At 43.3% G+C, this 15,867-nt stretch carries 13 protein-coding genes; 5 read left to right on the top strand and 8 right to left on the bottom strand.

What is annotated here, in order from left to right; all coding sequences use genetic code 11:
* Positions 1 to 54: 54 nt before the first annotated feature.
* Positions 55 to 1,104, top strand: a complete 1,050-nt coding sequence (locus BM739_RS06275) for a phosphotransferase family protein (protein WP_076538590.1) — start codon at positions 55 to 57, stop codon at positions 1,102 to 1,104.
* Between the two features lie 111 nt (positions 1,105 to 1,215).
* Here BM739_RS06275 and BM739_RS20445 read toward each other — a convergent pair whose 3' ends face one another.
* The 3 genes from BM739_RS20445 to pmbA all read right to left on the bottom strand — a co-directional run bounded on the left by BM739_RS20445 (position 1,216) and on the right by pmbA (position 4,115).
* On the bottom strand, positions 1,216 to 1,872 hold the full coding sequence (locus BM739_RS20445) for a hypothetical protein (RefSeq protein ID WP_254843476.1): 657 nt from the start codon (positions 1,870 to 1,872) through the stop codon (positions 1,216 to 1,218).
* A gap of 5 nt (positions 1,873 to 1,877) precedes the next feature.
* The gene (locus BM739_RS20440; protein WP_254843475.1) at positions 1,878 to 2,579 is read right to left on the bottom strand and encodes a hypothetical protein; all 702 of its coding nucleotides are present in this window, start codon (positions 2,577 to 2,579) and stop codon (positions 1,878 to 1,880) included.
* Positions 2,580 to 2,771: 192 nt separating this feature from the next.
* Positions 2,772 to 4,115 (bottom strand): metalloprotease PmbA, encoded by a 1,344-nt coding sequence (gene pmbA / locus BM739_RS06265; RefSeq protein ID WP_076538588.1) that lies wholly within the window; start codon positions 4,113 to 4,115, stop codon positions 2,772 to 2,774.
* Between the two features lie 355 nt (positions 4,116 to 4,470).
* Between pmbA and yjgA the strand changes: the two genes are divergently transcribed.
* The 4 genes from yjgA to BM739_RS06245 all read left to right on the top strand — a co-directional run bounded on the left by yjgA (position 4,471) and on the right by BM739_RS06245 (position 9,310).
* Complete coding sequence (gene yjgA, locus BM739_RS06260; protein ID WP_076538922.1) at positions 4,471 to 5,004, top strand: ribosome biogenesis factor YjgA; 534 nt, start codon at positions 4,471 to 4,473, stop codon at positions 5,002 to 5,004.
* A 24-nt stretch (positions 5,005 to 5,028) separates the two neighbouring features.
* Complete coding sequence (locus tag BM739_RS06255) at positions 5,029 to 7,551, top strand: Ig-like domain-containing protein (protein WP_076538585.1); 2,523 nt, start codon at positions 5,029 to 5,031, stop codon at positions 7,549 to 7,551.
* Positions 7,552 to 7,787: 236 nt separating this feature from the next.
* Entirely contained in the window at positions 7,788 to 8,666 is an 879-nt protein-coding gene (locus BM739_RS06250) for a LysR substrate-binding domain-containing protein (protein WP_076538582.1), read from the top strand.
* A gap of 146 nt (positions 8,667 to 8,812) precedes the next feature.
* The gene (locus BM739_RS06245; protein WP_076538580.1) at positions 8,813 to 9,310 is read left to right on the top strand and encodes a hypothetical protein; all 498 of its coding nucleotides are present in this window, start codon (positions 8,813 to 8,815) and stop codon (positions 9,308 to 9,310) included.
* A 159-nt stretch (positions 9,311 to 9,469) separates the two neighbouring features.
* Here BM739_RS06245 and BM739_RS06240 read toward each other — a convergent pair whose 3' ends face one another.
* The 5 genes from BM739_RS06240 to tldD all read right to left on the bottom strand — a co-directional run bounded on the left by BM739_RS06240 (position 9,470) and on the right by tldD (position 15,840).
* The gene (locus tag BM739_RS06240; RefSeq protein ID WP_076538578.1) at positions 9,470 to 10,603 is read right to left on the bottom strand and encodes an ABC transporter permease; all 1,134 of its coding nucleotides are present in this window, start codon (positions 10,601 to 10,603) and stop codon (positions 9,470 to 9,472) included.
* The gene (locus tag BM739_RS06235; RefSeq protein WP_076538576.1) at positions 10,600 to 11,784 is read right to left on the bottom strand and encodes an ABC transporter permease; all 1,185 of its coding nucleotides are present in this window, start codon (positions 11,782 to 11,784) and stop codon (positions 10,600 to 10,602) included. The genes BM739_RS06240 and BM739_RS06235 overlap by 4 nt, the downstream gene beginning before the upstream one ends.
* Before the next feature lie 38 nt (positions 11,785 to 11,822).
* On the bottom strand, positions 11,823 to 12,797 hold the full coding sequence (locus BM739_RS06230) for an HlyD family secretion protein (protein WP_076538574.1): 975 nt from the start codon (positions 12,795 to 12,797) through the stop codon (positions 11,823 to 11,825).
* Entirely contained in the window at positions 12,787 to 14,187 is a 1,401-nt protein-coding gene (locus BM739_RS06225) for a TolC family protein (RefSeq protein ID WP_076538918.1), read from the bottom strand. Before BM739_RS06225 ends, BM739_RS06230 begins: the two co-directional genes overlap by 11 nt.
* Positions 14,188 to 14,391: 204 nt before the next feature.
* Positions 14,392 to 15,840 carry a metalloprotease TldD gene (gene tldD, locus BM739_RS06220; RefSeq protein WP_076538571.1) on the bottom strand — a complete coding sequence of 483 codons (1,449 nt, stop codon included), beginning with the start codon at positions 15,838 to 15,840 and terminating at the stop codon, positions 14,392 to 14,394.
* Between the last annotated feature and the right edge of the window lie 27 nt (positions 15,841 to 15,867).

Below are 15,867 nucleotides of genomic sequence, written 5' to 3'. Positions count from 1 at the left end.
TAACTGCGACACATGCTACCCTAAAAACAAAACCCCATAACAATGAATAAGATAATGTCACCTTCCAGCCAGCCCACTGGCGCTGATTTAGCCATGCAATTAACCAATGAACTAGCCAATGAAATAACCACAGCTAAAGCAGCTGCGGCAAAGCAAACCTGGCAATTACCAGACTGGCCTAAGAGCGCCAATGCATGGGTTAAGTCTGTATTGTTAGCTAATAATATTGAGCCCATTGGCGAGCTAGTAGAAGTAAAATGCTGGGCTCTGGGTCAGGTGCTAAAACATGCCACCACTGAAGGTGATGTTTATTTTAAAGCCACTGCCCATTTGCCATTATTTTCTAACGAATCACAAGTTGCTCAACGGCTAAGCCAGCTTTTTCCTCAGCACTCGGCTACTGTCATTACCATTGATGCTGACAAGCAATGGTTACTGGCCAGCGACTTTGGTGCAGCCTTGGAGGAGACAGTGCCTTTATCGGTGTGGGCCGATGCTTTTAACGCCTTTGCCAAGTTGCAAATAGCTAGCTCCCAGCAGCTTGATGCTTTATCTGCATCAGGTTGTTTAACCCGCGATATCAGTCAACTGCCACAGCAGTTAAGCACTATTTTTAACGATAGCAGCATCATGTCACGCTTACCTGAGTCAATAACTGCCCAGCCACAGCATTGCCATTCCGCTTTGATAGCCTTACAACAAGCCATTAGCGCATTGCAGCAGTACCATTTACCCAATACCTTAGTGCACAGTGACCTACATATTGAAAATGTCGCTCAGGTAAATGGCGAGTATGTTTTCTTTGATTGGAGTGATGCCTGCATTAGCCACCCTTTTATTGATGGCACTTACCTTTTTAGAATGCCGCCCAGTGCAGATAAACAACAAGTTATTGAGGCATATTTAGCTCAATGGCGCCAATTTCAGCCACTGCCAAAGCTAAAACAAGCTTGGAGCATGGCCGAAGTGGTTTGTTATGCCCATCAAGCAGTCTCATACGCCCAGATGATTAATCGTTTGCCGCAGCAGCATATTAAAGACTTACAAGCCGCCTTTGAAAATGCCTTTAGGCGATTGTTTGATAAGGCGTTAATGGCAACTTAAACGACATAAGCAATTGCTGGTAAAACTCGCAACGTGACTCAAATTTAAAGAAAAATGCCGATAATATTTATCGGCATTTTATTGGTTTACTGTTTTTATTACTCTCAATAACTAAAGCTGTACCAAGTTATACCCAAAAGAGCTGCTGCTATCTGGCATTAATACAAAGCTGTAATTACTTTCACCGTCAAAGCTAATAAAATCAGATTGATATAATAAGGTTTGAGTACCGGTATCTGACTCATAAACCACATTAATTTCATAATCATCATGGAGTAATACTAAGCTGTCTTGATCGGTAAAATCCAAATCCTTGATGCTATATTCTGCCGACTCAATGGTCTCTGAGCTGCGAACAAAATACACGCTTAAATCATCATAATCTTGCGATAAATTGACGATATCAACGTTGTTTTCAAAGGCTCTTGGGCGCAAATCATGTTCAATGACCATGCCTTTAATTGTGTCATCTTGATATAGCAATAAGGTTCGCACATCATCTTGGTTAAAGGTCACTAGTACATTATCTAACAGTATTTCTGCAGTGGCTGAATCAGTGACACTGACGCCATAATCATTGAAACCGGTTTGCTGGTAATCGCTTACTGTAAAAGGGGCGATATCCAGTAAGTAATGCGACTCAGCTTTACTGATCACATCGACATCTAAACTACGTTGCTCTAGGCCGTTAAAAACCCGAAAATCAGCAGTGGCATCGATGTTAGTGTAAGACGTTGGCGTTGTGGTTGAATCGACACTGTCGATCACTACTTTTAAATCACCTGAACCAAAACTGTTCTAATCATAAATTTATAAACAGTTTCTGTGGTTAGGCTCATACTGCTAGTGGTATAGACCACATTATCTGTACCCTTGTCGGTGAGATAAACAATATAGTCATCAGTGTCGAGCATCAATTCTGAGGTAACCCCACGGTAATCAACACTGCCAATCATAGTGGCATCGGCGTATGAATCAGTGTCGAGGGAGATATAAGCATCAAATGCCATTTCCTCTGCAGTCACATTGGCAACCAGAACCTGCATTTTACTGTATTCATTATCTTCATCGCTATTGAGGTCATCTATATCCGAGCGGTCATAAATAACTTTCAGTAGCTCCGGCGAGTGATAATCACCATAAAGTACAAATAAATGATTCTCTTCTTTATCTAAATCCATGTCCTCAGAATAAATACTGATTGAATCACCATTTTCATCTGAACCATAGATCTCCATGGTGACACTGCCAGTAGCGTAACTATAACGGGGCATACTGTCGCTAAACGCCACCGAAGTGTATTCATACTCGTCCATCACCAACGATGTGGCTGTGCTGTTAGCCGACGCATTATAAAACTGGATATAAGCACTATCAGTTTCACTGTCATCATCACTATCGGAAGAATCACAGCCCATTAGAGTTAAGGAGCTCAGTCCCAACATCATTAATCCACACATTTTCTTATCAAACATAACAACTCCATTAACGATTTAACTACATGTTAATGGATAGGACTAAGCTTGAGCGTAATCGATTGTCAAGAAGTGTAAAGCTCATAAAGGCTATGTAAATTAGAGGGTTCCATTACTCTTATAAAACAAAAAACACCGACAAGTCGGTGTTTTAAAGGTTAAGGCATTAAATGTATTACTGCAGTGTAGCGCTTAGCTACCAGCTATTTTCATTTCACTCAGTAAGATACCGCCAGTGCGAATAGATGAACGTAAATCTCTATCCTTAGCCACACCTTGAATGCCCATGAACATATCTCTTAAATTACCAGCGATAGTAATTTCTTCTACTGGGAACTGAATTTCACCGTTCTCAACATAAAAACCAGCAGCGCCGCGAGAGTAATCGCCCGTGACCATATTGACGCCTTGACCCATCACTTCTGTGACGATAAGGCCTGTACCCATGGCTTTAACCAATTCATCAAAGGTTTGGCCGCTATGACTTAAGGTCCAGTTATAAATGCCGCCAGCATGACCAGTATTGACTAAATCTAACTTGCGCGCAGAATAACTGGTTAGCAGGTAAGTGGATAAATGGCCAGCATCGATAATATTACGCTGCTGGGTAGCCACACCTTCACTATCATAGTTTGCACTAGCTAGAGCGCCGATAAGATGTGGGTTTTCCTCGATGTTAAACCACTCAGGAAACAGCTGCGTGTTAATCGAACCTTGTAAAAAGCTCGATTTGCGGTACAGACTACTACCACTTATGGCACCAATCAAATGCCCCATTAAACCAGTGGCGATTTCAGGCGAAAATAGTACTGGCAGCTTAGCCGTTGGAATTTTACGAGCATTTAGACGACTCGCCGTTTTGTTAGCGGCTAAAATCCCCACCGACTCAGGCGTCATTAACTCATTATATTTACGTGCAATGGTGTAATCATAATCACGCTGCATGTTGCCATCGTCTTCTTCACCGATCACCACACAACTTAAGCTATAGCGTGAGCTGCAATAGCCTTTTAAAAATCCGTGACTATTGCCATAAACCTTGGCCGCAGTATGAGCATTAGCGGTCGCGCCATCTGAATGCTGCACCCGACTGTCTACTGACAAACTGGCCTCTTCGGCGCGAATGGCTAACTGAGCTAGTTCATCAGGGCTAATATCTTGAGGATGGTATAAATCTAAATCGCGGATGGTTTGCGCCATTAATGCTTTATCAGCCAGGCCACTAAAAGGATCTGATGAGGTATAACGGGCAATATCATCAGCGGCTTTAACGGCAACAGCAATAGCTTCAGGGCTAAGGTCAGAAGTTGAAGAACTGCCCTTACAACCATCACGGTAAACCGTAATACCTAAAGCACCATCTTTATTAAATTCAACGGTTTCAACTTCTTTTTCACGGGTTGAAACCGACAAACCTTGTTGTTTGCTAATGGCAACTTCAGCCGCACTCGTGCCTAACTTTTTTGCATGCTCTAATGCGACAGCAACGGCATCTTGTAACGCCGTTAATTCAGTATCAATATTATTGGTAGACACAAATTTACTCTTTAGTTTCCATTGTTAGGCTTAGCATATCAAATTCAAAACTGTATTGATAACCATCAAAACAAGGATTTACCCACCACAATGGCGCTAAATAAACTAACCTTAAGTTAATCAGTGAGTATCATATTGAATTCTCGCAGATTGATTCTATGCAGCTGGTTGATAAATCGGTCTCTACAGGCATGCTCTTTTGGCAAGCTGAAGACGATGGTAAGCATCAAAGATTGACCAGCCTTAACATATTTAAAAAATATTCATCGGCTTAAGCTTGAAAACCCGTTATACAGTGGCCTACACCACCCTGAAAGTGCTATTATTCGCCGATATTTATGAGAGGTTTATTACTATGAAAATTGTCGGCGATTCAGATCACTTTAAACAGCCATATGACAATGACGATGAATACGTCAGCAGAACAGAATTTAAAAAAGAAAGCGAAGAAGCTCAAGAGCTTGGCATGCGCTTAATTGCATTAAGTAAAACGCAGCTTGATAAAGTCGAGCTAGAAGAGTTTTTATACGATGCAGTATTAAAAGCCAAAAATATTAAGCAAAAAACAGAAGCCTATCGTCGTCACTTACAATACATTGGCAAACTAATGCGTGGCTATGATCATGAGCCAATCATTAAATCAATCGATAATGTATTGAATAAAAACAATAATGAATCTGCACAGGTTCATAAAATTGAAAAGTTACGTGCCCGCTTATTAGAAAATCCAAACGAAGAAGTTGAAGTTTTACTGGCTGAATATCCGCTTTTTGAACGTCAAAAATTGCGTCAATTAATCAGACAAACCACTAAAGAACTCGCTAAAGGCCCTGAGTCAAAAGCGTTTATCGAATTATTTAAATATTTACGAGCTGGAATAACCGAATAAACACCACTTACAAGGATGTTGCTGATGCCACTAAAAACAATAATACGTGCGCTGCCTTTTTCTATTGCTTCACTATTTTTAATGACCGCTTGTAATGGGCCTTCTGATGATAACGATAATGGCAATGGAGGCGAAGGCAGTTACAGCATTAGCTTAAGCTACCAAAGTGTTGTTAATGGCCAATGTGCTGAAACCACTGATGAATTACGCTTTGATGTAACTGAGAGCTTTTGCGCAGTCGCCCAGTTAACACAATCCAATAGCAACGTCAGTGGCGCCATTGTCAGCTTCGCGCCAAGTTTTGGTCAAGCAAGCGTTGATAGCACCTTAACAAACAGCAGCGGTATCGCCAGCGTATTCATCAGCACCACAGATAATACTGTCGGCGCAGGTACCTTAGTGGTGTCTCATACCCCGACAGATAGTGAAACTGATGACAGTGTTTCTGCCTCACGTAATTTTGAATTTATAAACTCAGCGACCACGCCAACACCTGAAACTATCACAGTCAATGCCAGTATTACTCAGGCAGGGCAAACGGTAACCCGTTTTAAGATTGATCAAGCCGTATTGCTTACAGCAGCAGTTTTAGATGGCAGCAATCAACCAATAGCGGATCAATTAGTGAGCTTCCAGGCTGGCAGCGCCAGTTTATCGCCAAATACCGCCTTAACCTCTACTGATGGTATTGCGACTGTTAGCTACACCCCAAACAGCAGTGAACTTGGCGCTTATAGCTTAATTGCCACTACTGACTTTGATGGCACCACGGTTTCAGGTACGAGTGCTTATGAAGTGCTAAGTGGTGATGAAGTGATCCCTGAAGGTACAATTAAGTTTGGTTATATTGTTGACCCTGACACATTCATTGAAAGTAAGCTTGGTTCAACCTTAACTGCCATTAATGACACCTACACCATCGGTGCTGGGGCAAGTTTTGGCGTTTATGCTGATGTGATTGTTGAAGCAGCTGACGGTACATTCGAGCCATTACAAACACCTGTAAGTGTTTCGTTTAGTGCTGATTGCGTCGCCAATGGCGATGCGAGTCTTGATACTCCGGTTACGACATCCTCAGGCAGAGCCGACTCAACCTTTCAAGATAGCAGTTGCAGTGGCAACAGTATCCGCAGTCAACGAATTATCGCTGCAGCCGTTATTGGTAATGATACTTACAACGCCAGCTTCGATTTCTCTTTAGATCGCCAAACACTGGGGAGCTTAGGTTTTGTCTCAGCAGAGCCAACTCAAATCAGAATTAAAGGCGCTGGCGGTACAGGTTCTACTGAAAGCTCATTAGTAACTTTCTTAATCAGCAGCGCTAATGGTCAACCTGCAGCGCAGCAAAAGGTGACCTTTGGTTTAGATACCGTTATCGGCGGCTTAAAGTTTGCCAATGGTGATGAGGCTATTAGTAATGCCAACGGATTAGTCAGCGTTACGGTGCAATCGGGCACAGTGCCTACGCCAGTAAGAGTGTCAGCATCTGCAGAAGATGCAGATTCGGGCACCATCATTACCACACAATCAGAGCAGTTAACCGTTAATACTGGCCTGCCCCAACAACTGGGCTTTACGATTTCTCCATCTTTGTTTAACCCAGAAGCCGCTGATGTTAACGGTGTTGAAGTTACCATGACCGTTTTGGCCTCTGATAGCTTTGGCAACCCAGCACCTGATGACACCACCATTAACTTCACCGCAGAAGGTGGCCAAATTCAGCCGTCATGTTCAACTATCAATGGCAGCTGTTCAGTGGTTTGGACTTCAACCGCCCCTCGCCCTACAGATCATCGCGTCACTGTATTGGCTTATGCATTAGGTCATGAGACCTTCTTTGATACCAACGGTAATAATATTTATGATGAAGAATTTGATGGTGGCGCAATCGCTGAGGCATGTTTAAAACCAAATGGTGACAAAACCGTATGTACCGGCAATGGTATGGATATTGAAACTTATCATCAAGGTGGGTTTAGTGATTTAGGCGATGCCTTTAGGGATGATGATGAGTCAGGTGTTCGCCGTGAAGGTGAACCTTACTTCAACACCTCAGGTAAAGACTATAATAAAGACGGTGATACATTGTTTAACGGCCCACAATGTGAAGGCAGTAATTGCGGCACATTACAAGAGCAAAACAATAAAACCTACATTCGCGCTGCGACGGTATTAACGCTATCAGGCTCAACTGCAACTATTATTACTTCTGATGATAACGGTGCATTTGGTGATTCACCCATCTCACCTGAGAGCATGACAAAAGTGAAAGTTGAACTGTATGACAGTGCCAATCAAATGATGCCAGCAGGTTCAACTTTAACGGTTGCGGCAGTCAATGGCTCTATCACCTTTAATGGCTACACAGTTCCAAATACGACTTGTTTCAAATATAAGGATATTACTCCTAGGCTATCATGTGATATCGAAGCTGCAGATTTTTATTACACCGCAGCAGATGAAGCCGGTGAAGATGTGATTACTTTAACCGTCACCACTCCGCGCGGAATTAAGACTGAAGAATCAGTTAAGGTTACAGTGCAATAGTACTGCCTAACCCAGTAACTAGCTGAAACTATTAAGGCCTGCCAATGCAGGCCTTATTTTTTGGCCTTATTCAAGAAAAGTCACTACATCAAGCTAACGCACCAAATAAGTGCACAAAAAAGCACTATTGGTAACGGCAATTAAGAATTAAACTTTTAAGCAACTGTTTTATTTATGATATTTAGTTGGTCTAGTCTTTGCTTAGCCTGCATCGACTTTAGTAAAAAGGATTTTAAATGCTACCTTTACATACCTCATTACGAGGTTTGCGTTGTTTTTGTGTTGCAGCCGAATGTCTCAGTTTTAAAGAGACTGCTCAAAAATTATTTCTCACCCCTTCAGCGGTGAGCCATCAAATTAAACAGCTAGAAGAAAACCTGCAACAGCAATTATTTATTCGTCAAACTCGCTCAATTACTTTGACAGAAACCGGCATGCGCTTTTATCAACAAATTACCCCGTTAATGCTGCAGCTGACCGAAACAGTCAATAACTTCAATAATGCCCACACCATGCATGAAGTCAGTATTTCTATGCCGGAATTTTTTGCCAGTGAGTTATTTGTACCGCAACTGGTGGGTTGGTCAAACGAGTACCCCAATATTAATTTAAAGCTCGAAACTGTTAAAACCCGCGCCAAGCAAACTGCCAATACAGATCTGTCGATCGTGTTATCTGGCAGTCGCCAAGACCCTGATAAATCCCATGATTTATTTCCGCTTAATTATGTTCCAGCCTGTAACCCAGCACTGTTTAACAGACTTGAACATAAAGGCTTTAACGCCCTGCTAGAAGTCCCGTTAATCATGCATCAAGCAAGACCTTATGCATGGCATCAATGGGCAGAAAGTGTTGGCCTTGATCATTTTAAACCCAAGCAAATAATCCAATTAGACAGTATGTTTAGCGTCGCAAGAGCGGCTGAGCAAGGTTTAGGCATCGCATTAATCCCGCGGCCTATCAGTAAATCATGGTTTGAAAACAATCAGTTAATTTCATTGTTTGAGCAATCCTTAACCAGTCATGACCGCTACTATCTGAGCAACCATAATAATGTCACCAAACCAGAAGTGCAGTTACTCATTGACTGGATTGTTGCCCGCTTCCATTTTTAAATCAGCTCAGAGGGCTGACTTACGAGCTAACTTCATGGGTGAATAAATCTCACTTATCGAATTGATTTATCTCGTTTGTCAGCCTGAGGCTTTTTTCCTAAATTAGCCATGTAGCAACTAGCTACCACCTATAAAGGAATATAACCATGAACAAATCAACACTCTCTATCATCACCGCAGCTGGTTTATTATTATCAAGCTCTGCTGTCATGGCCAATGCCATCGAAACGAGCAAATATAAAATGGTGCTTATTGAAGACACGCCTGGAGTTGATGCCATTCAATCTGGTGACATCAGTGAAGGTATCGCCCTAACTGAAGCTGCAACCGCCACAGCCATTGATAAATACACTCGCAGTTTAAGTCTTTGTGTTGGCTACACTAAGCTGTCAAAGTTTGATATTGCTGAAACAGCTTGTACTGAAGCGGTAGAAATGGCCAATAAGGCAGCTAAGTTACCCTCAATGCAAATGCGAGCTTATGCCTACAATAACCGCGGCGTAATGAAGTTAATGGCTAATGATAATCTAGGCGCACTGGCTGACTTTAAGAAAGCTGCAAAAGCCAACCATGAGCCAATTTACCAACATAACTTAAGTCGCTTAGAAGCGGAATTAAGTACCTCTGAAACAGGAACTTTATAATTTGGAAGACGATCAACAGCGACAGCAAAGCTTAATGATTAAGCTCAAAGACATGAAAAACAAAATAGGTATATTTCATCTGAATATACCTATTTTTATTTATCTACATAATATCACTGGATAATTAAGCTCAATACACAGTGATTAACCAGCTAATTCTCAGCTGCTAAATAACCGCCGTTTTACCCCAATAAAGGCCAGTAAACCAAACAGTAAAAATAAGCCCCACATTTGCAGCCACATTGGCATGATGGCATTCCATGAGGCGCCCATTTGATTTAACTGCAACATCCCCATAATGGCAGGTACAGCAGGGATAATTTGCGAAACTTGCACTAAGGGCTCAGGAATTAATGCCAGCGGCCATACAAAGCCTGAGACGAATAAAATCGGCATTGAGACCAATAATAATACCTGAGTGGGCAAGTCACGCCTGACAAACAAACAGCTTAATGCAACCCCGCACGCCGCGGTAGATAATATAAATGGCACCATAAACAGCAACACTTGGCCTAAACTCGCTTGCACACTAACGTCGTAAAAGTAGTAGCAGTAGCCCAAATAAAAACATGAAAAAAAGCTATAAATTAAACTGAAAACGGCTATTCGTGCGGTGATCAACGCCAGTGGCGATACCTGCTGCCAATAGCCCTGTTTACGCCATTGGCCTGCCCCTAAAATACTGGCACCGATCAATAGGGTTTGATGCAAGATGAGTAAAAATAATCCCGGCACCACATAAGGGGTGTAACCCAAACTTGGATTAAATGCCGGTACACTATTTAAATTGACTGAATTAAGATCTTGTTGTATTTGCTGTGGGTTTTCGCCCCGCGCCAGTAAACCTATCATTTGCACCTGCCGACTGGCATCCATGCCTGCTGCCACTAAGCCTTCTGCGACCGCAGAATAAATTAAGAAGTAACTGGCATCACCGCCGTAACTTAAGGTTGCCCCTTTACCCAATAGCAGGTTACGTCTAAAGCCTTCAGGAATAACCAATAATCCAAAGGCATCACCGTTTGAAATCCACTGCTGCGCCTTATTAATACTGGCCACTTGGCTGACTATTTTGATTTTGGGGCTGGCATCGGCATGGCGCACTAACTGCCTGCTCAATGAGGAATTGTCCTGATCAACCACAACAATTTTTTGCTCGGTAGGCACTTGATGTAAATAAGGCAGTGGGTATAACACCGAATAAAATAACAAACCGCCAAACACCGTTAGTACAATATCTTTATCAGTTAATAACGCTTTAAAGTCAGCGACCACAAGTTGCAACCAATTCATCGTGCCTCCTGCTGTTGACTTGCTACAGCTAATGGCTCAGCAGACTTAACGGACGCTTGTTTTTGACGAATGATTTTTACCAATAGCCAAGCAATAGGCAGTAACAGGAGAAAATATAACAAAGAGCTTGATTGCCGTAATACCTGCCCAGCCTCGGCGCCATAGCTAACCACAATCACATGGGTATCCATATAATGACTTGAAGGCATTAATAATCGCCACCACTGCGCCAGTTGCGGCATATCATTAACCGGAAATGTAATCCCCATAAAGGCAAATGCTGGCGCAAACATCGCCGAGCCCATACTGACACTGCCTGCAGGCTCGCGCATAATCACCACAATCAATATAACCAGCAGCCATAAGGCTGCTAGCATCATTGCCTGAGTCAGTACTAACAAGCCTAAGCTGCCAGCAATGGGTAAGCCTAAATAGCCATATAACCAAACTAAAATAAAGCCGCCATGGAGCAACATGATTGGCGTGTAGAGCATGACTTTAGTGGCCACTAATTGCCAAAAATTATCAGGCAATAAACATTTTCCTTCACCTTTGAGCAAACTGGCATTTAATGCGTTAACGAACACCATCATCGATAATAACTGCAGCAATGCAATTAATACTGGCGGCACTAAAAAACCGACGTAGTTATTATTACGATTGAATAAAGCTGTGGTTTGGCTGGTCACTGGCGATAAATTTACCGCGACAGATGCTTTATTGGCACCGCCTAAAAGTTGTTTTAACCCCGCCACTTGCATTAGCCCTGAGCCAAGACTTAATTGTAATTGGCTTGAGAGTAACTTACCGACTAATAAGAATTGGCTGTTATATCGAATATCTATGGTAGGGCTAGCGCCAGTTAATAAGCCATGCTTAAACTGGTGGGGATACACAACCAATGCATAGACTTCAGCAGTGCTCATGGCTTCTTGAGCCAGTGCCAGATTAGGATAAGTTTTAGGACTGATAACGGAGTTAGCACTGAGGTTGCGAGTCAATGTTCGCGTCAATTGACTGTTATCTAAATCAACCACTGCTACAGGTAATTGTCGTGGTAATCCAGCACTAAATAACCACCATAAACACAACATGCTGATGATGGGAATGTAGCTCACCAAGGCTAATTGCCAAGGTGAGTTCCATAGTGTCTTGAGTTCTTTCTGCAATAAAGCTCCCATGAGCGCCTCTAGCCTCTACAGGCCTGTAAATGCTGAGATTAGTCTAATGTCAGTAAGACTGACATTCCCACTCTAAGATCATCAATGTCTTCATTAGGGCGCAGCTCGACTTGAAAAGTACGCATATCAAAATCATGGCCACTTTCGGTCGATCTCCAGGTAGCAAAACTGCCCATCACACTGATGTGCGCCACAGTAAAGTCAGTCGTCAGTTTCAGTGCCGGAATGGTTAGCGACACGACATTGCCCACTTTAAACTCAGCCAATTGGTCTTCACGTAATTGCAATACTGCCCACGCATCTGACATATCAATTAAACTGACCACAGGAAAGCCACTTGGGGCTAGCTCGCCAGCTTGCAGTAACACTTCACTGACTTCGGCCACTTTAGGTGAGCGCATTTGACTGTCGGCTAAAATGGCATTTACTTCTTTAACTGCGCCTTCAGCCATACGGGCATTACCCGCAGCAGCAGCTTTGGTCTCGACTCGGGCGCCTTCATCAGCCATTTCATACATAGCTAATGCCGCTTGCTGGGTGTATTTGGCAGCTTGCCATTGGGTAAAGGCTTCATCACGCTTTTGTCTGGCTACCACACCTTCATCAAACAAGTTTTCAACTCGCTGATAGGTGGTTTGCATTAACTCTGTTGCGGCTTTGGCTTTTAACCATTGCTCTTTTGCTGCGGTGACTTGCTGCTGTCTTGCACCATTATCGGCTTCCTGTTGCATGGCGTTAGCGGCATCACGACCGCCCTCAGCTTGCATTAATTTAGCGTCTAATTCAGGGCTATTAATGGCAAATAATAAGTCACCAATAGCCACCTTGTCGCCACGCCTAACCATGACTTGCTCAACGCGGCCGGGCACTTTTGATGAAATATTGTATTCTCTGGCCTCGATTTGGCCCTGCAATACACTCGGTTTAGGCTCAAAAGCCAATCTCAAGCCGTTAGCTAATATGCCCACCAAAAAAATAATGGCGATAACTGCAATAATCTTATTAGCCCGCATGTTGGCTCTCCTGTAATTGGGTTCGACCGATAAATTCATCCACTTGACCACTAATGGCCATTAATCTGGCATAAGCTTGCACATAGCGATATTGCGCCCCCAGCTGTTGGGTTTTAACGGCGCTAAGTTTAAGCTCTGCATCAACCCGATCAATTGAGGTTGATAAGCCTTGGTTAAAGGCAAGTTCACGTAATCTAAGATTTTCAGTGGCTAGGGCTAAGGAAGCATTAAGGGCGTTCACTTCTTCATCTGCTTGCTGTAGTTGGCGATAGCTTTGATCCACCAGCAGACTTAAATCTTGTTGAGTTTGCGCCTTGGTATGCTTGGCTTGTAGCAAGGCACTTTGCGCCGCTTTAACTTTCCCGCTGCGGCCATCACGACTGAATATCGGCACGTTAACCCCTACGCCAACCATCCAATCAGGTTCAATTTGTGAGAATAGGCTGTCATCTTCATACAGGGTGTAATTACCGTATAAAAATACGGTGGGATGATACTTGCCCTTTTCGAGTTTAATTAATCCATTAGCTTGATCTTCTTTAGCTGTAAGGAGTTTTAATGCCGGGTGTTGGGTAATGGTTAACTGACTTAGGCGCGGTAATGAAGGCGGCTGAGCCAGTGAGAATAGCCCTGATGTTGGGTTAGCATTACTCAGCTGCAACATTCTCGATAAAGCAATGGTCGACATTTCATATTGGCGTTTAGAGCTACCTAAATTTACTTTAGCGTTTTCTAATGCCACTTGGGCATTTAAACGCTCAACTTTGGCAATCTGCCCTTCACGTTCTAACTTCTGTGCGTGCGATGCATGTTCGGTTAATGAATCCACCAACTGTTGATTGGTTTGTACTAAGGTTTTGGTAACTGCCACGGCAAAATAACGGTCCACCAGTTGGGTAAATAGTTCGCGGCTAACTAAGGCATACTGATGCTTTTTTTCTTCGACTTGGGCGGCATGAATACCTTGAGCGGCGGTAATTTGACCACCGGTATAAATAGGCCACATGGCTTTCAAACTGGCTCGAAAAACGTCTTGCTCGGTAAACGGGGTCACAAACAGTGAGCCGGGGATCGCGCCAATGATATTACCAAGTGCAGGCGGCAGAGCGGCAGGATCGATTGATGCAATAGGATTAAGGTCCCGCAAATCAAGTTCAATGGGTTTTTCTAAGCGGGTATAACTACCTGATAGGTCTAATGAGGGTAAGCTTAAGTCTTCACCTGCATCTTGCTCGGCTTCAGCGCGACTAACCTCTTGGGATTGCGCCTTTAACTTATCACTGACGGTTAGCAGTTGTTGCCAGGCCTGATTAAAAGCCAAGGGTTCAGCTTGAACAGGGGCGATGACACTGACCCCAAAAGCCAAAAGCACTGATAAACTGCACCACATATTACGATTACAAACGACCAAATAGCCCATTACACCACCCGAGTTAGAGTTTTTACTCTAGATTAATAGCAGATTATAACTAACTTTACTTTTTACATCCACAACAGATAGTTAAGTGTAGTTAAATATCAAACAATGTCGATTTAAAATGACTAGAATGGCCTCAAATAAACAAGGTGCCATTTAGGCACCTTGGTTTAAATGTTAAGCTGTACCACCAACAGTTAAACTGTCTAACTTCAAGGTAGGTTGTCCCACCCCAACAGGCACGCTTTGACCATCTTTACCGCACACGCCGACACCTTGATCTAATGCAAGATCATTACCCACCATCGAAATTTGACTCATGGCCTCTGGACCATTACCGATAAGCGTTGCCCCTTTAATCGCCTGAGTCACTTCGCCTTTTTCAATCAGGTAGGCTTCTGAGGCAGAGAACACAAATTTGCCTGAAGTAATATCCACTTGGCCACCACCAAAGTTAGGCGCATAAATACCTTTCTCTACTGACTTGATCATTTCTTCAGGGCTTGAAGTGCCAGCTTCCATATAGGTATTAGTCATACGTGGCATTGGCAGATGAGCATAAGATTCTCGACGACCATTACCCGTTGTCGGCTCGCCCATTAAGCGCGCATTAAGCTTATCTTGCATGTAGCCTTTTAAAATACCATTTTCGATTAAGGTGGTCTTTTGGGTTGGCACACCTTCATCATCAATACTTAATGAGCCGCGGCGATTTACAATGGTGCCGTCATCCACAACGGTCACTAATTCTGAGGCCACTTGCTGACCGACTTTACCACTAAAGGCACTGCTGCCTTTACGGTTAAAGTCACCTTCTAAACCATGACCTACTGCTTCATGCAGCAATACGCCAGGCCAGCCATTACCCAGTACTACGGCCATTTCACCTGCTGGGGCATCAATAGCATTGATATTCACTTGGGCTTGACGCACCGCTTCACGGGCAAAGTCAAAACACACAGGTAAACCGGCGTCATCGGTTGCCATGAATACGCTGTAATCGTGACGACCGCCGCCACCTGCACTGCCGCGCTCACGCTTACCGTTATCTTCTAAAATAACACTACAATTAAACCGTACTAATGGACGAATATCCGCCGCTAATGTGCCATCGCTGGCAGCCACTAATATTTCTTCATGCACACCTGATAAACTCACCACGACTTGGATAATGCGGCTATCAAGGCTACGAATATAGGCATCAGTTTGCTTGAGCAAATTGATTTTTGGCGCTTCTTCCATGGCCGCTATTGGGTCATCACTGCTGTAAAGCTTATGGGTGTCATGACGCTTAAACGCATGTACTTTGTGCTCTTGACCCGCCAAAGCAATGCCTCTTGCCGCTTCTGCTGCTGCGCGTAATGCCGCTGGATTAATTTCATCAGCATAGGCAAAACCGGTTTTCTCACCCGTAATGGCACGAACACCGACTCCGCGCTCAATATGAAAGCTACCCTCTTTGATAATGCCATCTTCAAGCGCCCACGTTTCATGGCGGCTCCCTTGAAAATATAAATCTGAAAAATCAATTTTATGTTGATGAATAATGTTCAGATAATCTTGTAGTCCATCAAGGGTAAGTGCGCCTTGTAACAAACTTTGTTCTACTTGAGCTAAAAATGGCATTAATTCTCTCTTTAAGCCCCATGGCTT

This window comes from Shewanella sp. UCD-KL21 (assembly GCF_001957135.1).
GTDB lineage: Bacteria > Pseudomonadota > Gammaproteobacteria > Enterobacterales > Shewanellaceae > Shewanella.
Note: the sequence above shows the minus strand (reverse complement) of the source record. Positions and strands in the feature narration are given on the sequence as shown.

Bases quoted from the DNA above. Each gene is read 5' to 3' on its own strand.
- BM739_RS06275 (WP_076538590.1), top strand. From the start codon at position 55: ATGTCACCTTCCAGCCAGCCCACTGGCGCTGATTTAGCCATGCAATTA.
- BM739_RS20440 (WP_254843475.1), bottom strand. From the start codon at position 2,579: ATGTTTGATAAGAAAATGTGTGGATTAATGATGTTGGGACTGAGCTCC.
- yjgA (WP_076538922.1), top strand. From the start codon at position 4,471: ATGAAAATTGTCGGCGATTCAGATCACTTTAAACAGCCATATGACAAT.
- BM739_RS06255 (WP_076538585.1), top strand. From the start codon at position 5,029: ATGCCACTAAAAACAATAATACGTGCGCTGCCTTTTTCTATTGCTTCA.
- BM739_RS06250 (WP_076538582.1), top strand. From the start codon at position 7,788: ATGCTACCTTTACATACCTCATTACGAGGTTTGCGTTGTTTTTGTGTT.
- BM739_RS06245 (WP_076538580.1), top strand. From the start codon at position 8,813: ATGAACAAATCAACACTCTCTATCATCACCGCAGCTGGTTTATTATTA.
- BM739_RS06240 (WP_076538578.1), bottom strand. From the start codon at position 10,603: ATGAATTGGTTGCAACTTGTGGTCGCTGACTTTAAAGCGTTATTAACT.
- BM739_RS06235 (WP_076538576.1), bottom strand. From the start codon at position 11,784: ATGGGAGCTTTATTGCAGAAAGAACTCAAGACACTATGGAACTCACCT.
- BM739_RS06230 (WP_076538574.1), bottom strand. From the start codon at position 12,797: ATGCGGGCTAATAAGATTATTGCAGTTATCGCCATTATTTTTTTGGTG.
- BM739_RS06225 (WP_076538918.1), bottom strand. From the start codon at position 14,187: ATGTGGTGCAGTTTATCAGTGCTTTTGGCTTTTGGGGTCAGTGTCATC.
- tldD (WP_076538571.1), bottom strand. From the start codon at position 15,840: ATGCCATTTTTAGCTCAAGTAGAACAAAGTTTGTTACAAGGCGCACTT.